Raw genomic sequence first — 12,188 nt, forward strand, 5'->3', positions numbered from 1 at the left:
CGGCGGGGTCAGGAGGCGGCGGTGGCGATGGTGGGGTCTGCGCCCGGATCACCGGCCTGCTGAAGCTGCTCCTCGAACATCACAAACGTCCGCCGCCGAATCCCCCTGATCAGCGCCTGCTCCTCCAAGGTCGGGTAGCGGCGCTCACGGCCCAAGGTCTCCTCGATCGCCCTCACGGTCTCGTAAAGAGCAAAGACCGGCCCCTCACCACGGAGGTAGCGGCCACGGTCATGCTCCGTGAGCTGAACGAACTCCTCGCGCGATATCTCGTTGACCTCATCTCCTCCAACGAAGAACACCTTGTCGATCAGGTTGTTCGCAGCCTTCCAGCCACCTGTGTCCTTGGACAGCCGCCATCCAGCAACGCCGCCGTCGCTGGTTTCGACCAGCTTCAGAGGGGACTCGTAGTAGTTGAAAAATCTCGGCAGGGTCAAGCCTCTCTGCTGACTCATTGCGGTGGCGCCTCCCCGGTCGTCTCATTCAGTGCTCGCCAATAGATGTCCTGCGCCCGTCGCAACAGTCCGTCCCGGAGAGCTCGCTCACGTTCCGTCAATGGTCGACCGTCAGCTTCGGAAATCACCTCAAGATCACGTCGAACCTCGTACAGGGCATGCTCCCACTCCGCGATCTCGTCGAGCGAATTCAGGTGTAGCCGAAGCTCCGCAACATGACCATTGGACATGCGGAGGTTCAACAGCACATCGCGATAGCCACTCTGCTGCGGCTTGAGGAATCGGTCCTTGATATGGAGGATCACCACGTCCGGGTCGGCGGACAGTCGGTCCAATGATCGATAGATGTCATCGAGTCGACGGAACTGCACCTTGGCGCCAGCCAGATCCTTCAGCTGGGCCGCATCGTTCTCATACTCCACGAGCTTGTCCAGCACCCGTTCCCTGCTCTTCGGCTCTGTTCTCCAGTCGGGTTGCCCATCGTCCCCGGCAACAGCGATGGCAAGTTCGGTTAGTTCCTGTTGCGCCACAGTCGCATCGACATAGAGCTGATCGACGTAGGCGAGCCGGTAGGTCTCGTCGTCACGCCGTGAGTCGTCGAACCCCAGCTGGATGTTCGATTGTCCGCGACTCGCGATTGCAGCAGCGATCCGGCGCTGGTCCTCGGTGACGGGTGTCGGTAGTGGCTTCGTCGCCTTCGGCGTGATTACAGCGCCGGGCCCATGAGTTGCGATGTCGTTCAGGACGTCGCCCAGCACGTCGATCGCCTCTTGGTGGCTGGCCAGGTGGTGGAGGGTGATCGGACGGGCGGTCAGCGAGTTGGCGAGTTCCGGTGTCGAGAGGATCATCCGGACCAGGTCGGGGCGCTGCGCGAGCTGCCGTACCAGGGTCTCGGCCAGCAGTCCCTCGTGTCGGGGTGGCGCCTCCCAGGTGTGGTCGAGCATCTGCCTGACCCGCGGGTCGGCGAGCAGTCGCGTCAGGTCACCGGCCGCCGCCGGATCCAGTTCCGGCACCAGCCGTTGCAGCGTCGGCCCGTCGGCGTGTTGCGCCAGCTCGACCGGCGTCACCCCGGCGGCGAAGACCTCGTCCAGGCTGCCGCTCGCGGCCAGTGCGTCCCGCACGTACAGCCCGGCGGCGATCCGGTCGGCGTGCGCGTCACGGTGCGCGTTCCGCGTCCGGATCGCTTCCGGCTCGGTGTCCGGAGCGCTGCCGGGGAACGAGGTGCCGTCCGGCCGGTGGTGGAAGGTGGTGGTTTCGCCGAGCAGGTGGACGTGGTTGAAGTCCGGCGAGTCGCCATCGTCGGGCGCCGGCGGGGGTGGTGGTTCGACTGGTCGGGGCGGCGGCGATGGTTCCACCGGGTCGGGCAGGACGTTGTAGTCGCCCGGCGGCCGGCCCGCGAGCGGCATCGGATTACCGTCGGGACCGAGCACCAGCGCGTCGACGCCCACCACGTTGTGTGGGTCGCGGACACCACTGTGGGTGTAGAGCGGATGCCTGCTCATCCGGCCGGTCTGCGGGTCCAGGTAGAGGACCGAGCCGTCCTGGTTCAGCGCCACCCAGGCGTGGGATCCCCCGCCCTCGTAGGTGGTGATGAGGAACGCGTAGCTGCCGTGGCCGCCCGCCAGGAGCTGCCCGTGCAGATCGCGGTAACCGCCCTCGACCACCCGACGCGTCTCGTGGTCGGGGACGCCCGGCAGGGCGGCGGGACAGAGATTCTGGAACCGCCCGCCGGTGGTCTCCTCGACCCGACGCGGGCCGTCCGCCTCACCGCCCACCGGGCGATGGACGTCCCCCAGGAGGTAGCCGTCGAAGGTACGCGGCGCGGAGACCCGCGGCCGGCCGTGCATCCAGGTCTCGAAGAGCGACAACGTGCAGTCCAGGCAGTTGATGCCCCGGGTGGCGTCCGCCGCGGGTCCGCCGTCGTTCGCCAGCCGGAACCACCCGCCCCGGCGGGGGTCGGCGGTCCGCACCACCCTGCCGTCGGGGTGCCGCGGCATCTGGCGCTCCAGGTCGGTCTGGTGCAGCGCGAGCGGTGGCCGGAGGCCGCCCCGCATGCCGTACCGGCGCGAGCGGTCGATGGGTGGTGGACGGCCGTCGCCGGTGAGCGCCGAGTGGTCCGCCGTCTCGACGGCACCCAGCGCGAGGTCGGCGACATCGTCATTGATCCGGTAGAAGTCGACGTCGTCCTCGACCATCACCTCGGCCGGCACCACCGACCCGGCGAGGACACGCTGCGCCTCCTCACGCAGTTCGAGGGCCTCGATGCTGGCTTCGCGCGCCTCCCGATACCACCGGGCGGCGGCCAGGTCCCGGCCGGCGCGATCGAACTCGGTGGCCTGTGCTCCCCAGTCGCTTGCCCGCTCCTCGTGGTAGTCAGCGCGCTCGCGAAGCCAGTCCGCCCGCTGCTGGCGGCGGCTCTCCTCGTACCACTCCCGCTGCGACCGGAGATAGCCGTGGTAGCGACGCCTGTCGAGGGCCTCCCGATCGGCGGTGAGTCGCGCCGCCCGTTCCTGGGGGGTCATCCGGCGCGGTGGCGGCGGGTCAGAGGGGCCGGGCAGTGTCGGCGGAGGGTCGGACGCGGGACGCGGTGGGGCCAGCGCCTCCAGCAGAGGAAAGCGGGGGTTCGGCACAGGCCGGGGGTCGGGTCCGCTGACCGATGCCCCCGGCCCTGGGCCAGCGACCGGTGCGGGGTTCGGGTGCGCCGACGGGGCGGCCAGCGAACCGACCTGCCCGGTCGTGGTGCCCACCGGTGTCTGGTCCGCGGGCGCCGGTATCGGCCCGTGCGCGGGTGGGGCAACGGCGGCAGGCGGGCCGACCACGGTCGGCGGGGCCGCCGCCTGCATCGGCGCGGTCTGGGTCGGCGTGCCGACGCCGGGCAGCCCGGAGGTCTTGACCGGACCGGACGTCGGCTCGGCGGTGTCGGAACCGGGCGCCCCGGCAACGGGCGTTTCGACGGCCACGGCCGAGAGCGTCGGCCCAGCCGAGGCCCGCGCTGCGCTCGTCGTCGCGTCCGCGGTCGGAGGGTCGGTCGTCACCGCCACGTCCACCCGGTGAGCCGGGGTCGCGCCGACGCCCGCCGCAACGCCGACGGATGGGAGGTGCGCCGGAGGCCCGTCGCCGACGAGCGAAGACGGAGGGTTCGACGCCGAGGCGGATTCGGCCGTTCCGGGATGAGGCACCGGGCCGGGATCTCCGGGGAGCGTGACCGGGTCCGGCATCCGCTGGGAGGGAATGGCGCCGGCGGACGGCGGGAGCCCCAGGTCCACCGGCTGCGCGGGCAGACCGGCCAGCTTCTCGTCGAGCCGGTGATGCAGTGCGCTGTCGGCCTGCGCGGTGGCGGAGCCGCTGACGCCGGAGGCCGCGGCACGGGCGATGTCCTCCAGCGACAGGTCCTGACCGGTGGCGAGCCCCGCCGCGCTCTCGGCCAGGGTCTCGCCGGCCATCTCCCGCCCGAAGTGCTCCCCGATCCGGGCAAACCCCTCGTGCGCGTGCCGCCCGAGGCCGGCCAGCGGCGCCGCCGCCCCACCGGCGAAGCCACCGAGCCCCGACATGCCCACGTCGGTCAGGTCCAGGCCGTCACGCCGGCCCGTGGAGTTCTGGTACGCCTGCGTCGCCAGGCTGGTGCCGGCCTCCTGCCCCGCCTCGACCAGTCCGGCCAGCACGGCCCGGCGGGCGAGTCCGCGGGCGCCACTCTTGACGACCTCCTTGGCGGCCCGCTCGCCGGCCTCCTTCAACCCCTCCTTGACGGCTTTATGGGCCAGCTGGGCCACCAGCCGCTTGAAGATCTGCTGCACGGCGACGCGGCTGGCCGTGATGGCGGCGCCGGCCGCCGGCGAGGCGGCGCCCATGGTCAGGACCGTGGCCACCGCGAGCGAGAGCAGCTCGACGACCAGGATGCCCAGCTCGATCCAGGCCTCGAGTTTGGCGCCCTCGATGTCGCAGCCGCACGAGTCGACCAGCTTGCCCAGCTCGCCGGTCGCCGCCACGAGGACGTGCAGCGGCGCGTCCTCCCCCTCGGCGACCTTGCCCCAGGCGATGTCGAACGCCTGCGCCACCAGGCCGACGCCGCCATATCCGCTGCGGACCTCGTCGGCAGCGGTCGTGGCGTCGTTCAGCGGGCCGGCCAGGACGTCGGTGACGCCGTACCACTGGTCGGCCAGGTCCCAGACGGCCCGTTCGTTGCCCTCCGGCCACTCGACGCCGACGACCCAGTCCAGCGCCTCGTAGATCCAGCCGGGCACGTCCCAGGGGCAGTAGTCGAGCGGGTGCGGGATCGGGCTGGGCAGCGTGCTCACGCGCGGATCCTCCGGTGGTCAGCGCCAGGGCCGGTGCGGGTTGTGCTGCTGGTGCGGGATCCCGCCGATCTGGCGGGCGTTGGTCAGGTCGGTCTCGACCGTGGCGACGACGGAACGCACCACGTCGGCGCCCAGCCCTTCGAGGGACCGGCCGAGAATCTCCCAGGCGCGCAGCAGGGTCTCCGCGTAGCCCTGGTAGTGCCTGTCGAAGGCGGCGCCGATGTCGTCCCGACCCCACGGGCGCTGCGCGCCGGCCGCCGCGATCGGGTCGCCCGCCTCGTGCCGGGAGGCGGTGACCGCCTCACCGGCCAGGGCCAGGTCGGCACCGCCGCGCCGGGCCCGGTCCGGGTCCAGCCAGATCTCCCCGCCGGACATGCGGTCACTCGCCGCGGGACAGGACGGCGTCGGCCCGGCCCAGCAATGCCCCGAAGTCATGGGTACGCAGGAACTCCACCGACGGCGAGCCGGGCGGCAGGTAGCCGGCGACCAGCTCACGGGTCGCGGTGACCGCGGCGCGGGACGCCCGCAGGACGGTGTCGGTGATCTTCCGGCTGAGCGCGGAGGCGTCCCGGTCGCGGAACACCGAGGGAGCGACCTCGACGCTGATCAGCTCGCCGCGGGCGCCCACGACCGCCGTCACCTGCCCGTCGTCGGAGCGCTCGGTCACCCGCAGCTCCGCGAGCCTGATCTGCAGTTCGTCCAAACCAGACCGAAGTCGCTGGTACTGGCCGTACACCTCGTCGAACCGCGCACGCAGCGCGCGGTTCGCATCCCGGTCCGCGCTCTCGGCCACCGCCGCTCCCCTTCCGTCACCGTCAGTAGGGCCGACCATACCGGGCGCCACGGAATCCGTGGGGTCCGGTAACTTCAGGCTGTGATCGAACGACAGCAGGTCGAGGAACTCGCCGCCGTCTGGGCCCGCCGGGATTCTGAGCGCCTGGGATTCCCGTGCACGCCGTTCGTCGAGGAGTTCGACCTGGGTTACCTGGTCACGTCCACGGTGGCCCCCGAGGCCCGGGCCCTCCCCGGTGACCTGCCGACCACGGTCATCGACAAGGAGACCGGCGAGCTGTCGACCTGGCCACGCGTGCCGACCGCCGCCGTCGAGCAGATGTTCCGGCAGCGCCGACAGGCCGCGCCGCGGGCACCGCGCACCGTCGACCCGGCCGGCCAACTGCTCCGGGGGATCACGCGGTTGCCCACGCCCGGCGCCGCGGCCCACCTCACCGTCGACGGTCGCACGCACGTCGCGCACGGCGCCAAGGGCGACGTCGAGCTGCGCCACCATCCGCTTGTCGTGTCCTATCTGGACGGGCTGCCCGCCGGCCACCTGGTCCGCGGCGGCGAGCGGCACGCCGAGATGATCGTCGTCTCCGACGTCCTGCACGATCATGACCACGCACTGACGTCCGCCGGTCGCACCCCGCTCGGCCTGGAAGAGGCCAGATCACTTCTCGGCAAGGCCCGGATGGGGTCCTTCCGTATCCGGGAACCGGGGGACCCGGCCGGCGGCCCGGGCGAACTCCGCTGCGAGTCCTGCATCAGATTCCTGGTGCACTTCAACGTCCTCCCCTGGCCCGAACTGGCCTACGCCGAGGAGTGGCACGCGGAGCCGCAGAACGACCCCGAACCCGGCCGGTTTCCGACCGAGGTGGCGAACGCCCTCGTGGTCGCCGGCTGGCAGCCGCACTTCGGCGACGAGGTGTCAGCCGCCGCCTCCGTCCAGAAGGTCACGGAGGTCAGCGGGAGCCGGCACACACACCACGCCTTTCCGGCCGCGTTGGAAACCATCACCGCCTTTCCCGGCCTGGTCGGTGCGCGACAAGGGCCGGGCGAGGAAGTGTGGATCTCCCGGTTCGACATCCGTCCCCGCAAGATGGCCCACACCGCCGACACCCTCGCCGATTTCGGGGCGGTGCTCGGTGTCCGGCTGTTCCCGCTCGGCAGCGAGCGGCAGGAGAGCATCATCGCCGTCGACGAGCACGGCCGGATCTTCGCGCTCGATCAGGCCGGCGAATGGTTCCTCGGCCCCGACATCGACGCCGCCCTCACCACCCTGCTGCTCGGTCGCGCTCCCGCCCGGGTCCGCGACGACGGCACCTGGTGAGGCGCGTCAGAGCTTCACGCCGGTCAGCACCATGACCCGCGGCTCGGTGTAGTCGTCCATGGCGCTGCGCAGCCCCTCCCGCCCCACGCCCGAGCCCTTCACCCCGCCGTACGGCATCTGGTCGGCCCGGTAGGACGGCACGTCCCCGACGATCACCCCGCCGACCTCGAGCGTCCGGGCCGCGAGGAACGCGGTCTGCAGGTTGTGGGTGAACACGCCGGCCTGCAACCCGTACGCCGAGTCGTTGACCGCGGTGAACGCGGCCTGGGCGTCGGTGACCGGGGCGACCACCAGCACCGGCCCGAACACCTCCTCGGTGCACACCTTGGCCGACGACGGCACTCCGCTGAGCACGGTGGGCGGGTAGGTGGCGCCGTCCCGGCGCCCGCCGACCTCGATGGTGGCCCCGGCGGCGACCGCCTCGTCGACCCAGGCCTCGACGCGTTCGGCGGCTTCGACGGACACCAGCGGGCCCACGTCGGTCAGTTCGGAGGCGGGGTCGCCGGTGCGCAGCTCCTCGACGGCCGCGACGAGCCGGGGCAGGAAGCCGTCGTAGAGCCATTCGTGCACGTACACCCGCTGGACGGCGATGCACGACTGGCCGGCCTGGTAGTTGGAGAAGGTGGCGATGCGGTGCGCGGCGAAGGTCAGGTCCCCGTCGGACGACCAGTCCTCGCAGATCACCGCCGCGGCGTTGCCGCCGAGTTCGAGGGTGACGTGCTTGTCGGGGGCGGCCCGGCGGATGGCCGCGCCGACCGGCCCGGACCCGGTGAACGACACGACGGGCAGCCGGGGGTCGGCGACCAGTTCGGCGGCGCGCTCGTTGGGCAGCGGCAGCACCGAGAACATGCCCTCGGGCAGGTCAGTCTCGGCCAGGATCTCGCCGAGCAGCAGCGCGGAGAGCGGGGTGGCCGGGGCCGGCTTGACGACGATGGGTGCGCCGACGGCGATGGCCGGGGCGACCTTGTGCGCGACGAGGTTGAGCGGGAAGTTGAACGGGGCGATCCCCAGGACCGGGCCGCGGGGCACCCGCCGGACCAGTGCGATCCGGCCGGTGGCCGCCGGGTCGGTGTCGAGGCGTTGCAGCTCGCCGGAGAAGCGCCGGGCCTCCTCGGCCGCCCAGCGGAAGGTGGAGACCGCGCGGCCCACCTCGGCCTTCGCCCACTTCACCGGCTTGCCGTTCTCGGCGGTGATCAGCGCGGCGACCTCGTCGGCCCGGTCGGCCAGCCGCCGGGAGACGTGGTCGAGGGCGGCCGCGCGGACGTGCGCGGGCAGGGCCGCGGCCGCCGCCGCCACGCCGGCGGCTGCCGCGACGGCGGCTTCGACCTGGTCGGGCGTGGCGAGGGTGGTACGCCCGACCGTGCGGCCGTCGTACGGGTGGGTGACGGTGAGCTCGCCCTCGCCGTGGGCGGGGCGGCCGGCGACATAGAAGGCTCTCGGCTCCACGCTGCGCAGCGTAGACCACGCAAGGCCGCGCGGAAACAGTTGCTCAAACCCTTGTCTGCCTCGGATTTAGTAGCCAAGATGGCAGTCAGATTGCGATAACCTCCGCTGACCTTCGCCCCGGCCACCCCTCGGAGACACCTGATGAGCGATCAGCAGCAGCTGCGCAACTTCGTCAACGGCGAGTACGTCGACCCGGTGGACGGCGGCTTCGCCGACCTGATCGACCCGTGCACCGGCGAGGTCTTCGCCCAGGCGCCGGTTTCCGGGGCCGCGGACGTGGACGCGGCCATGAAGGCGGCCGCCGCCGCGTTCGAGGGCTGGCGGGACGCCACCCCGGGCGAGCGGCAGAAGGCCCTGCTGAAGCTCGCCGACGCCGTGGAGTCCCGGGCGGCCGAGCTGGTCGACGCCGAGGTCCGCAACACGGGCAAGCCCCGCCAGCTCACGGCCGACGAGGAGCTGCCGCCGGCGGTGGACCAGTTCCGGTTCTTCGCGGGCGCCGCCCGCCTGCTGGAGGGGCGCTCGGCCGGCGAGTACCTGGCCGGGCACACCTCGTATGTGCGGCGGGAGCCGATCGGCGTCTGCGCCCAGGTCACGCCCTGGAACTACCCGCTCATGATGGCGGTCTGGAAGATCGCCCCGGCCCTGGCGGCGGGCAACACGGTGGTGCTGAAGCCCTCCGACACCACGCCGGTGTCGACGCTGCTGCTGGCCGAGATCGCGTCGGAGTTCCTCCCGCCGGGCGTGTTCAACGTGGTGTGCGGCGACCGGGACACCGGCCGGGCGCTGGTGTCGCACCCGACCCCGCAGTTCGTCTCGATCACGGGGTCGACGCGGGCCGGCATGGAGGTCGCCGCGGCGGCCGCCCCGGACCTCAAGCGGACCCACCTGGAGCTGGGCGGCAAGGCCCCGGTGGTGATCTTCGACGACGCGGACGTGGCGGCGGCGGCCGAGGCCATCGCGGTGGGCGGCTACTTCAACGCCGGTCAGGACTGCACGGCCGCCACCCGGGTGCTGGCCGGGCCGGGCATCCACGACGACTTCGTGGCCGCCCTCGCCGAGCAGGCCCGCAACACGAAGACCGGCGCGCCGGACGACGAGGATGTGCTCTACGGTCCGCTGAACAACGCCAACCAGCTCGGCCGGGTACGCGGGTTCGTGGACCGGCTGCCGGACCACGCGAACGTCGAGACCGGCGGCTCCCAGCTCGGCGAGCGCGGCTACTTCTACGCGCCGACCGTGGTGTCCGGGGTCCGTCAGGCCGACGAGATCATCCAGGACGAGGTGTTCGGGCCGGTCATCACCGTGCAGCGCTTCTCCGACGAGGACGAGGCGGTGCGCTGGGCCAACGGTGTGGACTACGGCCTCTCCGCCTCGGTGTGGACGAAGGACCACGGCCGGGCCATGCGGATGACGCGCCGGCTGGACTTCGGCTGCGTCTGGGTGAACACGCACATCCCGTTCGTCTCGGAGATGCCGCACGGCGGTTTCAAGCACTCCGGGCACGGCAAGGACCTCTCGGTCTACAGCCTGGAGGACTACACCCGGATCAAGCACGTCATGCACAACATCGAGGGCTGAGCCTTGTCGAGCGAGGAACTGCACAAGCGCCGTGGGGCGGCGGTGGCCCGCGGTGTCGGCAGCACGATCACTTCCTACGTCGACCGCGCGGGCGGCGGCACGATCACCGACGTCGACGGGCGGGAGTGGATCGACTTCGCGGCCGGCATCGCGGTGGCCAACGTGGGCAACTCCGCGCCGCGGGTGGTCGAGGCGGTCCGGGCGCAGGTCGAGCGCTTCACGCACACCTGTTTCATGGTTGCGCCCTACGAGTCGTACGTGGCGGTCTGCGAGCAGCTCAACGCGCTGACGCCGGGTGACTTCGAGAAGCGCTCGGCGCTGTTCAACTCGGGCGCCGAGGCGGTGGAGAACGCCGTGAAGATCGCCCGGCACGCCACGGGGCGGCCGGCGGTGGTGGTCTTCGACCACGCGTACCACGGCCGGACCAACCTGACCATGGCGCTGACCGCGAAGAACATGCCGTACAAGCACCGGTTCGGGCCGTTCGCCGGTGAGGTCTACCGGGTGCCGATGTCGTACCCGTTGCGCGACGGCGGCCTCGACGGGGCGACCGCGGCGGCCCGGGCGATCGAGATGGTGGAGAAGCAGGTCGGCGCGGAGAACGTGGCGGCGCTGCTGATCGAGCCGATCCAGGGCGAGGGCGGTTTCGTGGTGCCGGCCGAGGGGTTCCTGCCGGCGCTGCGCGAGTGGGCGACCGCCACCGGCGTGGTGTTCGTGGCCGACGAGATCCAGACCGGGTTCTGCCGGACCGGCGACTGGTTCGCCTGTCAGCACGAGGGCGTGGAGCCGGACCTGATCACCCTGGCCAAGGGCATCGCGGGCGGGCTGCCGCTCGCCGCGGTCACCGGCCGGGCGGAGCTGATGGACGCGGTGCACGTGGGCGGCCTCGGCGGAACGTACGGGGGCAACCCGATCGCCTGCGCGGCCGCGCTCGCGGCCGTCGAGACCATGCACGAGCTGGACCTGGCCGCCGCCGCCCGGCGGATCGGCACGGTGATGGTCGACCGGCTGCGCGCGATCGCCGCCCGCGACCCGCGCGTCGCCGAGGTGCGTGGCCGTGGCGCGATGCTCGCCGTGGAGATCGTCCAGCCCGGCACGCTGACCCCGGACCCGGCCGCCACGGCGGCGATCTCGGCGGCCTGCCACGCGGCCGGGCTGCTCACCCTGACCTGCGGTACGTACGGCAATGTGCTGCGCTTCCTGCCCCCGCTCGTCATCTCCGACGACGAACTGGCCCGCGGTCTGGACATCCTGGAGGCCGCCTTCGGCTGACCGGGGTCAGCCCTCGATCGTGGAACACCACGGGTGTCGATCCCCCCCAGGTGCCGCCCGTGGTGTTCCACCCGTCCCCCGCCTACAGGCACATCCAGCAGTAGGCGTCGAGCCCGTCCGCGCCGGCAGCACGCGCGACCCGGCGCAGCTCGGCGACCAGCTCGACCAGCGGGTCGACCTCCGGCTCGCCCAGCCACTCCTCGGCGGTGCGCCACTGCGCGGCGACCGGCCGCAGGCGCTCGTCCGGCAGGGCCGCCAGTTCGGCGACGAAGTCCGGCGCCAGCCGGATGAGGTACGGCCCCTCGTCGTCGTGGCCGTCGATCCGCTCCCCGCCGGCGTGCAGCCCGGCGCGCGGCGACCCGAGCCGTCCCGCGCGGATCGCCTCCCACAACGCGCCGCCCAGCACGAACGGCTCGACGTTCTTGCAGCGCAGTGGATCCAGCTCGTCGTCCGGTCCGGTCGCGGCGGCGGCCCGCGCCCGCTCCGGGGTGGCCGCGAAGTATTCGGTCAGGATGCCCACGCTCGGCACGCTAGGCCCCGCCCCCGACACTCCCGTCGAGAGACCCCACGACGGCGGATCCTGTTCTATAGTCTTACTGTCGTAGGACAATAGAAGGGCGTCGCGTGATCGAGTTCGTACTGGACGGCCGGTCCAAGGTGAACACCTATGTGCAGCTGATCCAGCAGGTCAAACAGGCCCTGCGGGTGGGGCTGCTGACGGCTGGCGACCAGTTGCCGAAGGTCCGCGACGTCGCGCAGTCGCTGGCCATCAACCCGAACACGGTGCTGAAGGCGTACCGCGAGCTGGAAATCGAAGGCCTGGTCGAGGGACGCCCCGGCGTCGGCACCTTCGTCCGCCGGACCCTCGCCGGCTCGTCGCTGGCCGATCAGGCCGAGCTCCGCGAGGAGCTGGTGGCCTGGCTGCACCGCGCCCGCGCCGCCGGGCTCACCCCGGAAGACGTCACCGCCCTGGTCGAGACCACCATGCGGGCCGGCACGACGCGCGCCGAACCCGCCTCAGCAGGATGAGAGGACAGC

At 72.0% G+C, this 12,188-nt stretch carries 10 protein-coding genes; 4 read left to right on the plus strand and 6 right to left on the minus strand.

Annotated elements, in window-relative coordinates:
* Positions 1-8: 8 nt before the first annotated feature.
* From NFX44_RS27955 to NFX44_RS27970, 4 genes are all read right to left on the minus strand, one after another.
* Positions 9-452, minus strand: coding sequence for a hypothetical protein (locus NFX44_RS27955; RefSeq protein ID WP_262286584.1), 444 nt, complete (start codon positions 450-452; stop codon positions 9-11).
* Positions 449-4,438 (minus strand): toxin glutamine deamidase domain-containing protein, encoded by a 3,990-nt coding sequence (locus NFX44_RS27960; RefSeq protein ID WP_262286585.1) that lies wholly within the window; start codon positions 4,436-4,438, stop codon positions 449-451. Before NFX44_RS27960 ends, NFX44_RS27955 begins: the two co-directional genes overlap by 4 nt.
* Before the next feature lie 327 nt (positions 4,439-4,765).
* Positions 4,766-5,122, minus strand: coding sequence for a hypothetical protein (locus NFX44_RS27965; RefSeq protein WP_262286586.1), 357 nt, complete (start codon positions 5,120-5,122; stop codon positions 4,766-4,768).
* A gap of 4 nt (positions 5,123-5,126) precedes the next feature.
* On the minus strand, positions 5,127-5,540 hold the full coding sequence (locus tag NFX44_RS27970; protein WP_262286587.1) for a YbaB/EbfC family nucleoid-associated protein: 414 nt from the start codon (positions 5,538-5,540) through the stop codon (positions 5,127-5,129).
* Positions 5,541-5,621: 81 nt separating this feature from the next.
* Here NFX44_RS27970 and NFX44_RS27975 point away from each other — a divergent pair, with 81 nt between their 5' ends.
* Positions 5,622-6,854: an SUKH-3 domain-containing protein gene (locus NFX44_RS27975; RefSeq protein WP_262286588.1), complete on the plus strand. Its 1,233-nt coding sequence runs from the start codon at positions 5,622-5,624 to the stop codon at positions 6,852-6,854.
* A gap of 6 nt (positions 6,855-6,860) precedes the next feature.
* Here the strand turns inward: NFX44_RS27975 and NFX44_RS27980 are convergent, their stop codons facing one another.
* Entirely contained in the window at positions 6,861-8,300 is a 1,440-nt protein-coding gene (locus tag NFX44_RS27980) for an aldehyde dehydrogenase family protein (RefSeq protein ID WP_262286589.1), read from the minus strand.
* 141 nt (positions 8,301-8,441) lie between these two features.
* On the opposite strand from NFX44_RS27980, the gene NFX44_RS27985 reads away from it, so the two are divergent.
* Positions 8,442-9,878 (plus strand): gamma-aminobutyraldehyde dehydrogenase, encoded by a 1,437-nt coding sequence (locus NFX44_RS27985; protein ID WP_262286590.1) that lies wholly within the window; start codon positions 8,442-8,444, stop codon positions 9,876-9,878.
* Between the two features lie 3 nt (positions 9,879-9,881).
* Positions 9,882-11,150, plus strand: coding sequence for a 4-aminobutyrate--2-oxoglutarate transaminase (gene gabT / locus NFX44_RS27990; RefSeq protein WP_262286591.1), 1,269 nt, complete (start codon positions 9,882-9,884; stop codon positions 11,148-11,150).
* 82 nt (positions 11,151-11,232) lie between these two features.
* Here gabT and NFX44_RS27995 read toward each other — a convergent pair whose 3' ends face one another.
* Positions 11,233-11,670 carry a hypothetical protein gene (locus NFX44_RS27995; RefSeq protein WP_262286592.1) on the minus strand — a complete coding sequence of 146 codons (438 nt, stop codon included), beginning with the start codon at positions 11,668-11,670 and terminating at the stop codon, positions 11,233-11,235.
* Positions 11,671-11,774: 104 nt separating this feature from the next.
* On the opposite strand from NFX44_RS27995, the gene NFX44_RS28000 reads away from it, so the two are divergent.
* Positions 11,775-12,179, plus strand: a complete 405-nt coding sequence (locus tag NFX44_RS28000; protein WP_262286593.1) for a GntR family transcriptional regulator — start codon at positions 11,775-11,777, stop codon at positions 12,177-12,179.
* The last annotated feature ends 9 nt before the right edge of the window (positions 12,180-12,188 follow it).

Origin of the sequence: Micromonospora sp. MA102 (assembly GCF_025460765.1) — a bacterium.
In the GTDB taxonomy this organism is placed as follows: Bacteria; Actinomycetota; Actinomycetes; order Mycobacteriales; family Micromonosporaceae; genus Micromonospora; species Micromonospora halotolerans.

Bases quoted from the DNA above. Each gene is read 5' to 3' on its own strand.
- NFX44_RS27955 (WP_262286584.1), bottom strand. From the start codon at position 452: ATGAGTCAGCAGAGAGGCTTGACCCTGCCGAGATTTTTCAACTACTAC.
- NFX44_RS27965 (WP_262286586.1), bottom strand. From the start codon at position 5,122: ATGTCCGGCGGGGAGATCTGGCTGGACCCGGACCGGGCCCGGCGCGGC.
- NFX44_RS27985 (WP_262286590.1), top strand. From the start codon at position 8,442: ATGAGCGATCAGCAGCAGCTGCGCAACTTCGTCAACGGCGAGTACGTC.